The sequence below is a fragment of the Mesorhizobium sp. M5C.F.Ca.ET.164.01.1.1 genome, assembly GCF_004792125.1.
GTDB lineage: Bacteria > Pseudomonadota > Alphaproteobacteria > Rhizobiales > Rhizobiaceae > Mesorhizobium > Mesorhizobium wenxiniae.
The window spans coordinates 112,170-128,743 of sequence record NZ_SRTG01000004.1 but is presented as its reverse complement, the minus strand read 5'-3'; the positions used below and the strand labels follow the sequence as shown (position 1 = coordinate 128,743).

The following is a 16,574-nucleotide window of genomic DNA, read 5'->3' as shown; positions in this document are numbered from 1 at the left end:
GGGTCGGTTTCCACTATCCGAACGATCCCATCTGACGAAAATCGGACGTCATCACCATTACCGGTTACCGCCAAGCGCCGAGGCAAGGCGTACCAGCGAGAGGAACTCGGACCGGTACCCAAACGGGTCGGCTCCCCGGGCGGCAGTGGCAATCTCCATGATCTTGTCATAGCCGAACTTCGCGGTCGCATCCTCGTCGCGCAGCTTCTGGCCGAAGGCAGCGACGGCAATGGAGAACCGCTGGTCGGTGCTGGCCTGGTCGAAATCAGCCACTTCGTTGGCTGATGTCACCGGCGTGGTGATCAGCGTCGAGGCATCCTCGTTCGGCAGCTTATAGCGGATTTTCACGAAGGCATATTCGTCGGCGTTGGCGACGCCGCCATTGTTCACCGAAGCCTGGCCGTAGCGCAGCGGATCGATCTGCTCGCCGCCGCTGCGCTGCGGCGTGATCTCGTAGATCGCGGTGACCGAATGGCCGGAGCCGATCTCGCCGGCATCGACGCGGTCGTTGTTGAAATCCTCGCGATTCAAGGCCCGGGTCTCGTAGCCGATCAGCCGGTATTCCGAGACCCTGTTCGGATTGAACTCGACCTGGATCTTCACGTCCTTGGCGATGGTGAACAATGTCGAGGACGCATCCTCGACCAGCACCTTCTCGGCCTCGGCCAAAGTGTCGATATAGGCGGCGGTACCGTTGCCGTTCTGGGCGATGGTCTGCATCATCTGATCGTTCAGATTGCCGCGACCGAAACCGAACACCGACAGAAACACCCCGATCTTGCGCTCTTTTTCGATCAACCGCTTCAGATCGTCGTCGTCGGTCTGGCCGACATTGAAATCGCCGTCCGTGGCCAGCATTACGCGATTGATCCCGTCGTTGACGAAGGATTTCTGCGCCAGCCGATAGGCTTCCTTGATGCCCGCCTCGCCGGCCGTGCTGCCGCCGGGCGTCAAAGTGTCGATGGCATTGAGGATCTTGTCTTTCTCCGAAACTTTCGTCGGCTCGAGGACGGTGCCGGCATCACCCGCATAAGTGACGATCGAAACCGTGTCGTCGGGCCTCAGCCTGTTGACCAGAAGCCGGAAGGCCGATTGCAAGAGCGGCAGCTTGTCCTGCTCGTTCATCGAGCCCGACACGTCGATCAGAAACACCAGATTGGCCTTGGGCTGCTCGGCCGGCTTGGCGTCGAAACCCTTGATAGCGACATGCATCAGCCTGGTGTGCTCGTTCCACGGCGTCGGCATGACGCTGACGGTCGAGTTGAACGGGGTCGAGGCAGAGTCCGGTCCTTTCCAGTCATAGGGGAAGTAGTTGATCATCTCCTCGACGCGGACGGTGTCGGCTCGCGGCACAATACCTGCCCTGAGCGAACGCCGCACGAAGGAATAGGAAGCGGTGTCGACATCGATCGAAAAGGTCGAGACCGGGTCTTCGAGCGCGGCACGCACCGGATTGCTCTTGAAATCCTCGACGCGGTCGCGATTTTGCTCCGGCAACGGCATCTGGTCGGCCGGCATAGGCGGTTGTACCATCAGTTTGGACTCGGCTGTTGTGCCGGCCATACCCTTGACCGCTGGGGCGCTTGCGCCGCCGTCCTGTGCGAACTCGCCGCCCGGCGCCGGCGGAGGCGCATTGCTGGTCAGCGCACCTTGCCTTGCCAGGCCGCCGGCGCCAGCCGACTCTGGCTTCGGCGGCGATGCCGGCGCAAGCGCCTCGGCTGCGTCGCGGCTTTCGGCGTCGGCATCGGCTTTCTTCCTAGCCACTGGTTTGTCGGCCAGCGTTTCGGTGATCTTCTCGTCGCCACCGGAATGGAATGGCTGCTCCTGCAGCATGTAGATGGTGGCGTATCCGGCTATCGGTAGGGCGACGAGCCCGGCAATGGCCGGAGTGACGAAGAGTTTCTTTTGCATGATTTCGCTCCAGAGCTTTTGTGCTCGCTCTGTAAGACGAAGCCCTTTCGCCGATCCTTGGGCGGCGCGTGAGGTTTTTTCGTCCAGGTCGTAAGCCCGCATGGCGGCCTCGAAGGCACGCGCCTTCGCGTCGGTACCCGGTGCCGGTGCTGCGATGTCGCGCAGTCTGTTGAGTTCGTTGTCGTCGACCATGATCACACTTCCCCGGCTGAACGCATGAGCGTCTTCAACCGTTTCTTCGCTTCATGGATGTGCCAGGAAACCGTCGTCTCCGAGATGCCTATCGCCTCGGCGGCGGCTGCGTGGCTGAGCCCTTCGCCATAGACGAGCAGCACCGCGTCGCGCTGCTTGTCCGGCAGCATCCGCACCGCCGCCCAAAGCGCCTCGGCCGGATCTTCGGGCTCGGCCGGGGCTTCTCCCGTGATCAGCTCGTAAGCTCCGTAGGCTTCGATCTTGATCGTCTCGCGGACCGTCTTGCGCATCACGTCGCGTGCCGCATTCAGCGTCATGGTGTAGAGCCAGGTGGTGAAGGCGCCGCTGCCATGATAGTCGCGGATCGCCCGGCCGAGCCGGACGCAGACTTCCTGGGCGATATCCTCGGCGTCGGTCTTCTTCCCGCACCAGCGATATGCGGCGCGATAGACGAAATCATAGTGCCTTTCGAGCAATGTGCCGAAAGCCCGCCTGTCTCCGCCCTTCGCCCGCCCGATCAACTCGGCGTCGGAGGCTTCGCTTTCATCCAGCATCATCGCCATCATTTGCCTGTTGGACGAAGGCTGGTGGCGATTCCTTGGGGTGGTGGAAAGAAAAGGACAAACCGCCTTCGAGAACACCAACCATGGGTGCTCCTCACTCTCCGGGACAGACCAGGCGCACGGTGACCGTGTGCTTGCCGCTGACCGACATGCCGCCCTGTGTCACGATCTTGGCAAACGGCATCGTGCTGACATCTTGCGAGATGTCCGCCTCGCTCGCAAAGCGTTCTGCTGCAAACACCTCGCCGCTGCCGACTTCGCCTTGAGGACGCATCGACATGCCGTAGCCGCCCATGCAGCGAAGCTTTACGTCGCCGGGCCTGCCTTTCGACTTGCTCTTGAGGCTCATAACAAAGCCATCCGTATCCAGAGCCATATCGATGTCGTCGTTGAGTTGCCCGCTCGATTTGCACGTCATGCCGCCAATCTTCGCGTTCTTGATCTTGCCGGATTGTTTGCCCTTTCCGTTCACCGTCCAACTGTCCGACCCGGGCGAGCTCTTGCCCTCCATCTCGATCGACGGCATCACAAAGGAATAGGTGACATCGAACTGTGGACCCTTGATGCGGGGTTCCATCTTCGCTGCCACGGTGATTGTCCCCTCATCCACGATGCGCTTGAGCTGCGCCCGCATGGCGTTGGCCTGCTCCCGATAGCGTTCGGCTTCTTCGGCGGCGATCTGACTGGGCAACCTGTCCCAATAGACCCCAGCGGTTTCCCTTGCGCATCTCTCCCTGTGCGCGGCCTCGTGAGCCAACGTGATGTCCGCGATTTCCTTGCACTGCGAGCCGGCGCGCAGTGCCTCAAGATCGGCCGGCTTCTGCTCGCAGCTGCCAAACTTCATGTCCACCGTCAAAGGACCCAAATAGCCGTAGGCCGGGTTGTGAGGGAGCTTGAACGTGCGCATGACGTCGGCGCGCGCCCTGGACGATCGGTCCTGGATGTTAACGTCCGAATCGGGATGGATCGGGTTCTTGTGCGCCTCGATCAGCGGATCCTCGACCGCCTTGAGCTTCGCCGCCATTTCGGCGAAGAACATCGCCTCATACTCGGCGTTCTTCAATTCTTCCTGAACGCTGCGCAGGTTCCGGCAGGAACATTTTGCTTGATCGGCAAAGGCTGGCTGGACCATCGCACTGGTCAACAGGCAAAGGCCTAGAATCTTGCTCCCGAGAGAAACCCGCATCATACCCCCTGCTCAAACGACTGCCGCCGGTATTCAGGAGCTATGTTTCGAGACTATGTCGCCGGCCCCGGCGAGCTAGCCCAACGTTTCACTGAACAGCGTCGCCATTCGCTTCGAGTGGCGCTCGGCGCCCGTTGCGTCGAAGGCGCTGTGGTCCGGCACGCACCAGCCATGCACCATGCCGGCATAGTTCTCGATGACATGGTCGACTTCAGCCGTGCGCAGCGCTTCGGCCAGCCGTGCCGACTGCTCCGGCGGAAAACTTCTGTCAACACCCGCCGTGCCGACATAGACCCGCGCCTTGATCGACGTAGCGTTTCGGTGCGGGCTGTCGGCGGCGTCGCTCGCCAGATTGCCGCCATGGAAACTGGCCGCGGCAACGATCCGGCCGGGATAGGTCGCGGCGGCGTTCAGCGCCCGCGCTCCGCCCATGCAATAGCCGACGGTGCCGACCGGTCCGGTCACGCCTTCGGCATCGAGCGCATCTAGGAAAGCGCCGCTGTCGCGGATGGTCATGTCTTGTGTCGTGCCGCTGAGGAGACCCGTGATGACGTTGTCGCGCGATACCTATCCACCCTGGCCAACAGGGCAAGTCGCAATGAGGCAACCTCCTTCAAGATTTCGTGCGGCATTCGGCGATGCTACAGACCCGCGAACGCGGCCATGTGAAAGGCTTGAACCTGTGGCGGATAGCGGTAGTCGGCGCCATAGGGACAGGCGTTGCGGTCGAGACAGCCGCCGGTTCGGCAAGGCGCGCCGTTTTGCCCACGCACATGCGCCAGACAAGTTTCATACGTGAAACCATCCGCAGAATACGCGTTGACGGGACAGGATTTCAGGCAAGGTTTGTCGACACATGTGTCGCAAAGGTGAATCGCGCCGCGGGGTTCGTGAAGCGCTATTTCGACCTCGAACAGCAGCGCGCCGCGATAGGCGTGCCAGAGTCCGTATTGCGGATGCATGAGGATGCCGAGCGGCGACGGCCGCAATCCCTCCGCCCGCATCGCCCATTGCTGGAACGGCAGATACGGTCTGTCGGACGGAGACACGGCACGCGCGCCGAAGTCGTTCGCCACCCCGCCGATCACTTCGCGAGACCATGTATCGAGCGGATTGGCGACGGCCTGTGATTGGCTTTCTTTCCAGCGCAGGAAATGCGGCCATGGCGCGGCGCCCGCCTGCCCCACCAGCAGCACGGATCTGGCGGCACCGCCAGAGAGGCCGGAAAGTGTTTCCTCGCCCCCTGCAAAATTGAAACCGCCGCGAAGCATGAGACCATGGGCGGAAAGTGCCGCCGCGATGGGTTCCGTCATGCTGCGCTCAAGGATCATCCCTTCCTGTCCGGGTCGGAGAAGGCGCTCCGCCAGACTTCCTTATGGATGATGTTGGCGACTTTAGCCCCGCCTGACTCGGGCTCCTTTCAGGTGAAGGCGTCGGCCATCGACGCCTTCTTCGTGGCGATGAACTCCTTCAGCCCATCGTCGATACCCTGATCGAGATGCGGCGCCTCGTAGCTTTCCAGCCAGCGGCGGGCGAGTTCGTTGGCGCGCTGCGGTGCGGTTTTTTCACCCTCGGCCAGCCACTGCTCGTACGAATTGTTGTCGGCAATGCTGGAACGGTAGAAGGCGGTCTGGAAATTGGCCTGGGTGTGGTCACAGCCGAGATAGTGGCTGCCCGGGCCGACCTGGCGGATGGCGTCCATCGCCTGGCCGTTCTCCGACAGGTCGACGCCTTCGGAGAATTTCTGCGTCATGCCGAGCTGGTCGATGTCCATCATGAATTTTTCGTAGCAGGAGGCGAGTCCGCCTTCGAGCCAGCCGGCCGAATGCAGCACGAAATTGGTGCCGGCGAGAATCGTTGAGTTCAGCGTGTTGGCGCTCTCATAGGCCGCCTGCGCGTCCGGTATCTTTGAAGCGCAGAGCGAGCCGCCGGTGCGGAACGGCAGGCCGAGCCGGCGGGCGAGCTGCGCCGCGCCATAGGAAACCAGCGACGGCTCCGGCGTGCCGAAGGTCGGCGCGCCCGACTGCATCGAAATCGACGAGGCGAAGGTGCCGAACAGCACTGGCGCGCCCGGCCGGATCAGCTGCGTGAACGACGCGCCGGCCAGCACTTCGGCCAGAACCTGGGTCAGCGTGCCCGCGACCGTCACCGGGCTCATTGCGCCGGCGAGAATGAACGGCGTGACGATGCAGGCCTGGTTGTGACGCGAATAGACTTTCAGCGCACCCAGCATGGTCTCGTCGAACACCATCGGCGAATTGGCGTTGATCAGGCTGGTTAGCACCGTGTTGTTTTCGACGAAATCGTCGCCGAACACGATCTTGGCCATCGCCACCGTGTCTTCGGCGCGCTCGGGCGCGGTGACCGAGCCCATAAACGGCTTGTCCGAATATTTGATGTGGCTGTAGATCATGTCGAGATGGCGCTTGTTGACCGGCACGTCAACCGGCTCGCACACCGTGCCGCCCGAATGATGGATCGACGGCGCCATATAGGCGAGCTTCACGAAATTCCGGAAATCCTCGATCGTCGCATAGCGCCTGACGCCATCGAGGTCGCGCACGAAGGGTGGGCCGTAGACCGGCGCGAAGACGGTGGCGTTGCCACCGATCTGCACCGAACGTTCGGCATTGCGGGCATGCTGGGTATAGACGGACGGCGCGGTTTTCAAAAGCGAGCGACAGAGCCCCTTCGGAAAATGCACGCGCTCGCCCTTGACGTCGGCGCCGGCCTCTTTCCACAGCTGCAGCGCCTCGGCGTCGTCGCGAAAGATGATGCCGATCTCTTCGAGCACCGTGTCGGTGTTTTTCTCGACCAGCGCCAGCCCTTCCTCGTCCAGCACCTCATAGACGTTGATCTTGCGCTTGATGTAGGTGAGCTGGGTGCCGGGGCCGCCACCCGAGCGCGCCGCCCGTCGGGCAGCGGCACCACCGCTGGCGGCGCGTCCGCGCCGCGGGTTTGACGCTTCCTGGTCGACCGGCGCGTTCTCACTCATGATCGTTCTTCCCTGACTTTTGTTCTAGCCTGATTATTACGGCCGCATATCGCGGCTTCTGGCCGGATCGTAGCCATGCACCCTATTCGAAACGGCCCGCCAGCGCCAACGCCTGTCGCAAAATCGACAAGAATTCCAATAGATTTGCAGTCGCTTTCCTTTTGCGGGAAGTCGCAAATCAGCTATGGACGTACGCCTGTAGCGGGTTAGGTATTGGCGTGATATTTGAGGCCCCGCAATTGCATCTGTGCGGCAAGGAGCTGGATTAAAAATGGCCGACGACGAGATCATCCTTTCCGAGCTTTCCGACGACGAACTCGTGCAGCAGATGCACGACGACCTTTATGACGGGCTGAAGGAAGAGATCGAGGAAGGCACTCAGATCCTGCTCGAACGCGGCTGGGCGCCCTACAAGGTGCTGACGGAGGCGCTGGTCGAAGGCATGCGCATCGTCGGCGAGGATTTTCGCGACGGCATCCTGTTCGTTCCCGAAGTGCTGCTGTCGGCCAACGCGATGAAGGCCGGCATGTTCATCCTGCGTCCGCTGCTCGCCGCCACCGGCGCACCGAAGCAGGGCAAGATGGTGATCGGCACCGTCAAGGGCGACATCCACGACATCGGCAAGAACCTCGTCGGCATGATGATGGAGGGCGCCGGCTTCGACGTCATCGACCTCGGCATCAACAATGCGGTGGAAAAATATCTCGACGCCATCGAACAGCACCAGCCTGACATCATCGGCATGTCGGCGCTGCTGACGACGACCATGCCCTATATGAAGGTCGTCATCGACACGATGAAGGAAAAGGGCATCCGCGACGACTATGTCGTGCTGGTCGGCGGCGCGCCACTCAACGAGGAATTCGGCAAAGCCGTCGGCGCCGACGCGTATTGCCGCGACGCGGCCGTGGCGGTCGAAACCGCCAAGGACTTCATGAAGCGCAAGCACAACGTCCGCGCGTCGGCCTGAGCTTTTTAGCCAATTTCCCGAGGGACTGGCGCGGTGCCCTCGGCGCCTTTGTCCCATTGACCTCGGCGGCAAGCTCGCCACTGGATTTCTCGATCGGCATAGGCATTGCCGTCGACATGGCGCCGGCCGGCTAGCTATTGGACGCAGGGTACTTCCGCGATCACGCCATGCCCACGGTCCCAACCTCTGTTAGCTTACTCGTGCGCCAGATCCCAACGCCGCCCGGCCGGCGCCCTACAAGGCAATCTATCCCAACGCCTCCCCAAGCGGCGCCGGCCTTCCCTAATCTGGCGCATCGGACCGACAAGGAGAAGCCCGCGCTCCTCCTCTGAGCGGGGCCGATCGGGTCCGATCTGCAGTGGGGGCTAAGCGCGGGAATAGGCCCACTGCTCCCGGCGAACGGGCCCAATTGCCCGCCGGTTGGCCCGGCGGCCCGCTGGTCACCCCCGATTGGCTGTCGGGCTGTTCTACCTGCCCCCGTTTGTGGCCAGACGTTCGACAAGCGGAACCTTAGCGAGGTGCTGCTCCTCGACCATGAGCCGCTGCCGACCGAACAATAGATTCCGCCAGCCTCTCGACATGGCGGCAAAATGCGGCTGCTCATCGTCCGCTGCCTGCCGTTGAGCAGATTGAGCGCCCCCGATGTTCGGCATGAGGAACATACTTACGAAGAGTGTTCGTTCGAATGATGCTATTCCGTTGCCTTGAGCGCAAGTTTTGGTCAGCCAGCACAGCGCCTCCTCTTAAGCTCGCTGGTGGTCAAGGCCCAGCGGCCTCCAGCTGCCAGTCCCCCTCGCAACCAAGCCGCTGGGCCGGCCCCGCTAGAGCGAAGAGCTGCCCCGCATATTAGCAACATCTTGACCAAGCCCTAGCGCGCTCCAGACTCAATTTCATGGCGCGGGGCACAGGGGTATTGGTGACGTGGTGGCGGTCACCGCTACAGTGCGAAAGCGGGTACGCGAGAACCAGACGGGTGGAGAAATACCGGCCCCAGAAGCGCAACAAGCCGCTGCGTGACATGGCGGGCTAGCATAGAGTCCAAGAGAACATCCGCAGCGCCTGGGCCGCCCTCAAACTGGTTCGCATGACTATTGAACAGACCCGCCCAGCCGGGGTGTTGCCGAGCGAGGAAGCAGTTTTGTGCTATTCGGTTCCGAGCCTGTCCATGAAGGCGAAGCCCTTGCCAAAGCCATCATTGAGGCGGTTGAAAGGCTGGCCCGATGATTCGCCTTGTGTCAGTGCCGCGACAAGCAGCGAGCAATCGAGCTCCTCCGGGAACGAAACCGTCAGGTCACCCTGAGTTGCCATGCGAAGCGATTTCAATCTTGCCGTCTTTACGGCGCGTTCGGCGCACTCAGCCTCGGCGATTGCCTTCGCGGAGCGCCTAATTGTGCTATTTCCCAGCCAACACATCTATTCGATCCAGCAGAATTCCGATGCGCCGGTCATGCCCTGACTCTTTGAGATTGTCGCCGTTCATTGTGATGAAGTCGGTTTCGATCAGTGAGGTTAAAACCTGCACTCCCGCCATGAGGCCCGGGCAGATCGGCTTTAGAATAGCCGTTGGCTTGGCAGCGCCAGCTAAAACCGACCTTGGCCGCGCGTCTGCACTCCAACAAACGTATTGAAGGCAAGTCGCGGGCTAAAAAATGCGGAAAGTGGTCGTCTCTCTGGGGATGCTAACAGTTCTAGCGGCGGGGGCGATTGGCGGGTTGCTGATTACGTCAACCGCAGTTCTCTACCACGATGAAAAGGATCCAACGGACGGGTTAATCTGCCATTATTTCACGGGTGTAGGGACGTTCACTACGCCAAGCTATGCGGTGACTGGGTGCCCGCAGTTTATCAGAATTGGGTTCTAGGCGGGCTCTAGTCCCTCGTTCGAATGATGCTATTGCATTAGCTCCTGCGCATTTTGCTGGACCGACGTCGACACGTCGGGTCTAAAAGGGGAACTCCATGGACACACTCATGACGACGGCCCGGCAGTTTTGCCAAGACGATTCAGGCGCTGCCATGGTCGAATATTCGATCCTTGTCGGCATCATTGCCGCAGCAGCGATACTTGCGATCCTGGCGATTGGTGGCTGGGTCACCGGGCGTTTCACCGGCCTGTGCGCCGCGTTGGAAGCCTCGCCGCTCGGCACCTGCAACGAGGGAACGGGCGTCGGAACCTGAGGCGCTAAAACTCAGCGCTCTTACCGCCTGAGAAGGGTCGGCGTTCGTCGCGCCGGACCTTTTTTTTACGAATTTCTGTACGACACCGCCACCCAAGCCTGTACGCTGTAGGTGTTTGTTGCATTAACGCCAGTTGCATGGCCGCAACCATTGCGCATGCTTGCCAGCCACTCGACTGGCCTTCGGCATCCAGTGTCACGCCAAAGAACAACTTAGTAGACGGTTTAACGTCCTGGCTGCCGCGATGACAGCCTCCCGCGCTAGCGGCTAGGGTGCTTATGGTAGGATCGGGCGGGTTGAAGCGCCTATTCTGATTCTTTCGCCTCTTCCTTTTTCAGGATCGGCGTCTCGGCAGTTGTCGGCGTGTTCGCGACGCTTGCGACTTTGGTCTGCTGATCTGCGCTTGCCGTCTTGGTCTGCTGATCTACGGAAGCCGTCGTTTTACTGTGGCCGACACATTCCGCTGCGGCGCCGGACACCGAAAGGCCCAGAGCGGCGACAACTAAGAGAGCGGTCTTCATCCTATGGCTCCTGCTTCATTGGTGAGGGTACCGAAAAAGATTAACGGCATATCCCACGCTCGAAAAGTCAACTTTTCGTGCCCGCCCCAACGAAAATAATTGCAATAGACGGACACGACGTCCGCGTTTCGGCCTCATCTGGGCGAATTCGGCATGGACAATAAACCGACCCACGCCTTGCAGCACGACTTTCTCATTCCCAGATGTTACAAGGACTTAACGCGCATCGCTTGAACTATCTTGAGAGCGATGGGCTTTGGCGAGACTGCGGATCAGGGGTTCTCGACCGTGTCCTCAACCGCGTTGGCTGTCGATTTGACGTCCCTGCCGACGCCACGGACGGTGTTGGCGCAGGCCGAAAGAGCCAGGGCGCACACAAGAAGGGCGATCGGCGCAATGCGTAGCGGTTTCATGAATGGTATCTCCCTCAACAAATAGATTCGTGGGACAGCAACGAAAATCGGTTAGACTGGTTCCATGAGCATTGCGCGAAAACTACAACCCGATCAACGCGACAGGCTGCTTGTCATCGCCTGCGGGATGATTGCGCGCGAAGTTCTGGCCGTCAAGGAGCAGCTGGGGCTCGACCATCTCGACCTGACCTGCCTGCCGGCGGAATTCCATTTCTACCCGGACCGCATCGCGCCAGCCATGGACAAGGCAATCGAAAGGGCCAAGGCAGACGGCTACAGTAACATCTTCGTCGGCTACGCCGATTGCGGCACCGGCGGCCTGCTTGACCGTGTCTGCGAGAAGCATGGGGTCGAGCGCATGGCCGGGCCGCATTGCTTTGCCTTCTATCAGGGCATGGATGCCTATGCGAAGGTCGCCGACGACGACATGATGTCGTTCTACATGACCGATTTCCTGTGCCGGCAATTCGACGCCTTCTTCATGAAGCCGCTCGGCCTCGACAGGCATCCGGAGCTGATCAAGGACTATTTCGGGAATTACGAGAAGCTGGTCTATATCGCCCAGTCCGACGACCCGGAACTCGACAAGGTCGCCGAGAAGGCCGCAAGAATGCTCGGCCTCGCCTATGAGCGCCGCTCCACCGGCTATGGCGACCTGACGACGGAGCTGGCCAGCGCCGCGGCACACGCCTGACGGTTCGATCAGGCGGCCCCTTCGTCCGCTGCAAGCGCGGCAAGCACATCGGCAAAGCTAGTCTTGCAGACGAAGCCCAGCCTGTCCCGCGCCCGCGAGGCGTCGTAGACACGGTCGATCGAGGAAAACATCGTCCAGCCCTTTCGCGCATAGAGCGCCGGAAATTCCGGAAAATAGTGCGCGACGACGGACGACGCATCGGCAATCAATGCCTCGCAATCATCGGGCCGGAACGGCGTTGGCGCCGAGACGATGAAGATGTCGAAGCCCAGTCGTGGCGCCTTCTCCAGCGCCGCGACATGGGCCTCGGCGGCATCTTCCACGGTCAGCCGGCGGAACAACAGCTCATTGGCCTTAGTGTTGGCGTCCGACTGCTCGATCGCATGCGCCATGTCGTCTGCCTCGGGAAAGAACCGCGCAGTGCGCAGCACGATCACCGGCAGGCCGGACTGGATGTGATAGAGGCGGCAAAGATGTTCGGCCGAAAGCTTGGTGACGCCGTAGATGTTGCGCGGCTCGGGCGACATGTCTTCCGTCAGCCAGGCGGCCTTGCGCGCACCGCCGATCAAGCCGGCGCGTATGGCTTTCGAGATCATCAGCGAGGTCGTCGACGTGAAAACGAAACGCTGAACGCCTGATACCACTGCCGCGTCGAGCAGGTTGAGCGTGCCGCGCACATTCGTCTCGATGAAATCCTCATTTCGTTGGTGTTCGATGTCAGGCTTATGAAGCGCGCCGCTGTGGACAATCGCCTCGATGCGGTTTTCCCTGACTGTCCGCATGACCAGGTCACGGTCGCCGACCGAGCCGATCACCTGGGTTTGCGCCGATGGGACAGGATCGAGGCCGATGACGCCATGGCCAAGGGCTCGCAAGCGAGGCGCGAGGGCGCTGCCCAGCCAGCCTGACGATCCCGTAAGCAATATCCGCATCGGCGAAACCACGATTTTAACCTGACCGCTGTTAAGCACGGATGACAGGCCGCCGCGAACGGGTAAGTTCTATGCCAAACGAGAAAACAGGCTGTTCCAGCCGTCGACCGGGAAACGCACCGATGATCGCTCGCCTCTTGATTGCCGCAGGCGTTGTCTGCTTCGCACTGCCCGCGCTCGCCGATGGCGAGGTGCAGAACCTGATCACGCCCGCCGACAAGGTGCGGCTCGACAAATATGACGAGACGCGCAACGCGGCCCTTGATGAAGCCAAGGCTGGCGACGCTGCCGAGGTCAAGCAGCTCGACGCCTTGCTGGCAAAGCCGTTGGTCTCGTTTTCCGACAAGGACCTGACCGGCAACTGGCAGTGCCGCACCATCAAGGCCGGCGGGCTGAGCCCGCTCGTCATCTATGGCTGGTTCAAGTGCAAGGTAAGCGACGACGGTGACGGTTCGGGCTGGATGCTGGAAAAAATCACCGGTTCGCAGCGCACCAAAGGCCGTTTCTTCGACGACGGCGAAAAGCGCTCGATCTATCTCGGCTCCCTTTCTGTCAACGACGATCCTGCTAAACCTTATGGCAGCGGCCCGCAAAGCGATCAGGTCGGCTATGCCTTTCGCAACAGCGTCAACGAATGGCGCATCGAGTTCCCGGCGCCCTACTACGAATCGAAGCTCGACATCCTTGAATTCAAGCGCTGAGCCCGCGGCCCTGACCCAAGCCGATCATCAAGATCAACCTGGTGGTCTAACATCCCACGCTACGACTAGGTCTTTACGGGCACGTCGCGGCCTGCCGGCGTCTGTTGACGAGCACCGATTTACCGGACAGCGCCCTGGCGATAAGCTTGCCGGTATGAGCGAAATCGACCACCGCACCATCATCGCCAGCCTTTCGGTCGAGGATCGTCGCGATCTCACCGCCAAACTGGACAGGCCCGGCATAGTCCGGCTGGCCGTTCATGGCCGGCTGGTTGTCGTGCTCGGTGCGCTGATCGCCGCCCGCATTTCGTTCTGGCCCATTCTCATGCTGCCGCAGGGAATCCTGATCGTCTTCCTCTTCACGCTGTTGCACGAGACCATTCACGAAACGGCCTTCAGGACGCCGTGGCTCAATCGCGCCATCGCCGCAGTGTCCGGTTTCCTGATCCTGCTGCCGCCGGCGTGGTTTCGCTATTTCCATTTCGCGCACCATCGCTACACGCACGATCCGGACAATGATCCCGAACTGATGGCCCCGAAACCGAAGACCATTGCCCAGTACCTGCGCTATCTCTCCGGCGTCCCCTACTGGAGCGGCATGGCGCGCGTCGTCGTTACCAACGCCGCCGGCCGCAACCGCGACGTCTTCGTGCCGGAAAAGGGCCGCGACAAGGTGACTTCGGAAGCACGTTGGTTTCTGATCGCCTATGCGGTGCTGCTGGCGGCTTCCCTTGCCGTGCAGTCGGCGCTGCTGCTGTGGGGCTGGATTGTGCCGGTGCTCGTCGGCCAGCCCTTTTTGCGGGCCTATTTGTTGGCCGAGCACGCGCTTTGCCCGCATGTCGCCAACATGCTCGAAAACACCCGCACCACCTTTACCACGCGGCTGGTGCGCTTCGTGGCGTGGAACATGCCGTACCACTCCGAGCACCATTCCTATCCGGCCGTTCCCTTTCACCGCCTGCCGCGTTTCCATCAGATCGTCGCCGAACACCTGCGAACAACCGAGCGAGGCTATATCCGCTTCCACAGGAAGCTTGTCGGCAGCTTCGATCGTCGCACCGGCTGATCCAAACCAAGCCAAATATCGAAAACTCTCACCTTTCCTTTTGCGGCCTCCAATTGCGTCGCTTTTGAATGCGCGCGCGTCGTCCCATAACAAGCAGCCCAACAGCGCTTCCGGCAATGCTCCGAACCACTGCATCGGCCCGAAGATCGGAATCGATCTCCGGAAAAGTACGATGCAGCTGAGCCAAAGTAGTAGAGCGTCCTTTCCGATTGGACGCACGGCGCTCTACGGGAGTAGGAATTCATGGCCGATCTGATCGTCGTCTACTGGCGCGACATCCCCGCCCAGGTCATCGTCAAGAAAGGCCGGCAGAACGCCAAGCGCGAATTGCCGCTGCGTTTCACCGAGGCGATCGACATGTGCGCCATGCGCACCGGCGCCGGCGGTACCGACGACTATCTGGCCGAATGGCGCAAGGGCGACCCCGTGCCGGTCAGCGACGATCTTGAAGGCGAGGCGGAAAAAGCCTTTCAGGAGATCGACGCGAAATACGACCGCGAGCGGCTGATCGCTCTGGTCAAGGCGGGCGGAAAAGAAGATGTCTGAAACGACCCCGGCGATTACCCAGGCCACTCTGGTCAAGAAGGCAGCGCCGAAATCCGACTACAAGCCGGCCGACGTGTCGCCGCAGCGGCGCGTGCAGCGCTCCTTCGCGGTCAGGCTGTGGTCCGTCCGCCACTCGCGACTGCTCGAATGGTTTTACGCCAGGTTCTCCGACATGTTTTTGCTCCTCCATCCGCTGTGGAAGGGCATCGGTTACGGCCGCGTCGAAGGTCCGATCAAATTCGTCGAAAAACGCGTCAAGGGTTTTATGTTCGACTGCCGCATGTGCGGCCAGTGCATCCTTTCTTCTACCGGCATGTCGTGCCCGATGAACTGCCCCAAGCAATTACGCAATGGCCCTTGCGGCGGTGTGCGCGCCAACGGCAATTGCGAGGTCGAGCCTGATATGCCGTGCGTTTGGGTCAAGGCCTGGGAAGGTTCACGCAACATGGTGCATGGGGACAAGATTCTCGACGTGCAGAAGCCGGTCGATCAATCGCTGCGCGAAACCTCGGCATGGCTGCGCGTGACGGCACAGGCTGCCGCCGCCCGCGAAGCCTCGCGCAATACCTCTAACCCTGGGGCACCGGCATGATCGGCCGCCAGCCCGACGAGAACCCGGCCGGCATCCATCTGCCGCTCGACCCCCTGCCCGGCCACACCTCACGCGGCCGGCTGGAGCGCGTCCTGAGGCGCGGCGAGTTCGCGGTGACGACCGAGCTCAACCCGCCCGACAGCGCCGATCCCGAAGATGTCTACAACCGCGCCAAAATCTTCGACGGCTGGGTCGACGCCATCAACGCCGTCGACGCGTCGGGCGCCAACTGCCACATGTCGTCGGTCGGCATCTGCGCGCTGCTGACCCGCATGGGTTATGCCCCGATCATGCAGATCGCCTGCCGCGACAGGAACCGCATCGCCATCCAGGGCGACGTGCTGGGCGGGGCGGCGATGGGCGTCGCCAACATGCTGTGCCTGACCGGCGACGGCGTGCAGGCCGGCGACCAGCCCGGCGCCAAGCCGGTATTCGATCTCGACTGCATGTCGCTTCTGGAAACCTGCCGCATCATGCGTGACAACGGCAAGTTCCTGTCGGGCCGCAAGCTGACGACGCCGCCGCAGCTTTTCCTCGGTGCGGCAATCAATCCTTTCGCGCCGCCGATCGATTTCCGCCCCTACCGGCTGGGCAAGAAGATCACCGCCGGCGCGCAGTTCGTGCAGAGCCAGTACTGTTTCGACGTGCCGATGTTCCGCACCTACATGCAGCAAGTCCGGGATCTCGGTTTCACGGAAAAATGCTTCATCCTGTGTGGCGTCGGACCGCTGGCCTCTGCCAAGACCGCCAAATGGATCCGCTCCAACGTGCCGGGCATTCACATCCCCGATTCGATTGTCAAGCGGCTGGAGGGCGCCCAGGACCAGAAGAAGGAAGGCAAGCAGCTCTGCATCGATATCATCAATGAGGTGAAAGAGATTCCTGGCGTCTCCGGCGTCCATGTGATGGCCTATCGCCAGGAGGAATACGTCGCCGAGATCGTCGATGAATCGGGCGTGCTGAAGGGCCGCCAGCCCTGGAAACGTGAAATCCGCCGCGACGATCAACTCGTCGCCGACCGGCTCGACCACATATTGCACGACGAGATCACCGAAACCCAAGTGGATATGGTCAAGACCGCGCATTGACGACGCGGGCGGTCACCATTCGCTTG

Annotated in this window: 17 protein-coding genes and 1 pseudogene; 8 read left to right on the top strand and 10 right to left on the bottom strand. The window is 61.3% G+C overall.

Annotation, left to right across the window (positions count from 1 at the left end; genetic code table 11):
- Positions 1 to 57: 57 nt before the first annotated feature.
- The 6 genes and pseudogenes from EN807_RS23300 to EN807_RS23275 all read right to left on the bottom strand — a co-directional run bounded on the left by EN807_RS23300 (position 58) and on the right by EN807_RS23275 (position 6,847).
- On the bottom strand, positions 58 to 2,103 hold the full coding sequence (locus EN807_RS23300; RefSeq protein WP_135936844.1) for a VWA domain-containing protein: 2,046 nt from the start codon (positions 2,101 to 2,103) through the stop codon (positions 58 to 60).
- A gap of 2 nt (positions 2,104 to 2,105) precedes the next feature.
- Positions 2,106 to 2,666, bottom strand: coding sequence for an RNA polymerase sigma factor (locus EN807_RS23295; RefSeq protein WP_135936843.1), 561 nt, complete (start codon positions 2,664 to 2,666; stop codon positions 2,106 to 2,108).
- 94 nt (positions 2,667 to 2,760) lie between these two features.
- Positions 2,761 to 3,705 (bottom strand): hypothetical protein, encoded by a 945-nt coding sequence (locus tag EN807_RS23290; RefSeq protein WP_135936842.1) that lies wholly within the window; start codon positions 3,703 to 3,705, stop codon positions 2,761 to 2,763.
- Positions 3,706 to 3,927: 222 nt separating this feature from the next.
- Positions 3,928 to 4,392: pseudogene (locus tag EN807_RS23285) on the bottom strand (dienelactone hydrolase family protein); the annotation flags it as partial.
- A gap of 101 nt (positions 4,393 to 4,493) precedes the next feature.
- Positions 4,494 to 5,165 carry a hypothetical protein gene (locus EN807_RS23280; RefSeq protein WP_246684298.1) on the bottom strand — a complete coding sequence of 224 codons (672 nt, stop codon included), beginning with the start codon at positions 5,163 to 5,165 and terminating at the stop codon, positions 4,494 to 4,496.
- Positions 5,166 to 5,272: 107 nt separating this feature from the next.
- Positions 5,273 to 6,847, bottom strand: coding sequence for a trimethylamine methyltransferase family protein (locus EN807_RS23275; protein WP_135936840.1), 1,575 nt, complete (start codon positions 6,845 to 6,847; stop codon positions 5,273 to 5,275).
- A gap of 271 nt (positions 6,848 to 7,118) precedes the next feature.
- Here EN807_RS23275 and EN807_RS23270 point away from each other — a divergent pair, with 271 nt between their 5' ends.
- Entirely contained in the window at positions 7,119 to 7,817 is a 699-nt protein-coding gene (locus tag EN807_RS23270; protein ID WP_008876431.1) for a cobalamin-binding protein, read from the top strand.
- 1,143 nt (positions 7,818 to 8,960) lie between these two features.
- Here EN807_RS23270 and EN807_RS35665 read toward each other — a convergent pair.
- The gene (locus tag EN807_RS35665) at positions 8,961 to 9,125 is read right to left on the bottom strand and encodes a hypothetical protein (protein WP_189522554.1); all 165 of its coding nucleotides are present in this window, start codon (positions 9,123 to 9,125) and stop codon (positions 8,961 to 8,963) included.
- A gap of 651 nt (positions 9,126 to 9,776) precedes the next feature.
- Here EN807_RS35665 and EN807_RS23260 point away from each other — a divergent pair.
- On the top strand, positions 9,777 to 9,995 hold the full coding sequence (locus EN807_RS23260; RefSeq protein ID WP_029351922.1) for a Flp family type IVb pilin: 219 nt from the start codon (positions 9,777 to 9,779) through the stop codon (positions 9,993 to 9,995).
- 305 nt (positions 9,996 to 10,300) lie between these two features.
- On the opposite strand, the gene EN807_RS23255 is transcribed toward EN807_RS23260, so the two are convergent.
- Both EN807_RS23255 and EN807_RS23250 read right to left on the bottom strand, forming a co-directional pair.
- Positions 10,301 to 10,516, bottom strand: a complete 216-nt coding sequence (locus EN807_RS23255) for a hypothetical protein (RefSeq protein WP_135936838.1) — start codon at positions 10,514 to 10,516, stop codon at positions 10,301 to 10,303.
- Between the two features lie 272 nt (positions 10,517 to 10,788).
- Entirely contained in the window at positions 10,789 to 10,929 is a 141-nt protein-coding gene (locus EN807_RS23250) for an entericidin A/B family lipoprotein (protein ID WP_135936837.1), read from the bottom strand.
- Between the two features lie 64 nt (positions 10,930 to 10,993).
- On the opposite strand from EN807_RS23250, the gene EN807_RS23245 reads away from it, so the two are divergent.
- Positions 10,994 to 11,623 (top strand): DUF1638 domain-containing protein, encoded by a 630-nt coding sequence (locus tag EN807_RS23245; protein ID WP_135936836.1) that lies wholly within the window; start codon positions 10,994 to 10,996, stop codon positions 11,621 to 11,623.
- Positions 11,624 to 11,631: 8 nt separating this feature from the next.
- Here the strand turns inward: EN807_RS23245 and EN807_RS23240 are convergent, their stop codons facing one another.
- A complete protein-coding gene (locus tag EN807_RS23240) occupies positions 11,632 to 12,555 on the bottom strand; it encodes an NAD(P)-dependent oxidoreductase (protein ID WP_135936835.1) in 924 nt (307 codons plus the stop codon).
- 122 nt (positions 12,556 to 12,677) lie between these two features.
- On the opposite strand from EN807_RS23240, the gene EN807_RS23235 reads away from it, so the two are divergent.
- The 5 genes from EN807_RS23235 to EN807_RS23215 all read left to right on the top strand — a co-directional run bounded on the left by EN807_RS23235 (position 12,678) and on the right by EN807_RS23215 (position 16,548).
- Positions 12,678 to 13,256 (top strand): DUF4893 domain-containing protein, encoded by a 579-nt coding sequence (locus EN807_RS23235; protein ID WP_135936834.1) that lies wholly within the window; start codon positions 12,678 to 12,680, stop codon positions 13,254 to 13,256.
- 154 nt (positions 13,257 to 13,410) lie between these two features.
- Positions 13,411 to 14,322 carry a fatty acid desaturase gene (locus tag EN807_RS23230; RefSeq protein ID WP_246684296.1) on the top strand — a complete coding sequence of 304 codons (912 nt, stop codon included), beginning with the start codon at positions 13,411 to 13,413 and terminating at the stop codon, positions 14,320 to 14,322.
- Between the two features lie 243 nt (positions 14,323 to 14,565).
- Positions 14,566 to 14,868 (top strand): virulence factor, encoded by a 303-nt coding sequence (locus EN807_RS23225; RefSeq protein WP_127320059.1) that lies wholly within the window; start codon positions 14,566 to 14,568, stop codon positions 14,866 to 14,868.
- Positions 14,861 to 15,460, top strand: coding sequence for a methylenetetrahydrofolate reductase C-terminal domain-containing protein (locus tag EN807_RS23220; RefSeq protein ID WP_135936833.1), 600 nt, complete (start codon positions 14,861 to 14,863; stop codon positions 15,458 to 15,460). Before EN807_RS23225 ends, EN807_RS23220 begins: the two co-directional genes overlap by 8 nt.
- Positions 15,457 to 16,548, top strand: coding sequence for a methylenetetrahydrofolate reductase (locus EN807_RS23215; protein ID WP_135936832.1), 1,092 nt, complete (start codon positions 15,457 to 15,459; stop codon positions 16,546 to 16,548). The genes EN807_RS23220 and EN807_RS23215 overlap by 4 nt, the downstream gene beginning before the upstream one ends.
- Positions 16,549 to 16,574: the final 26 nt, after the last annotated feature.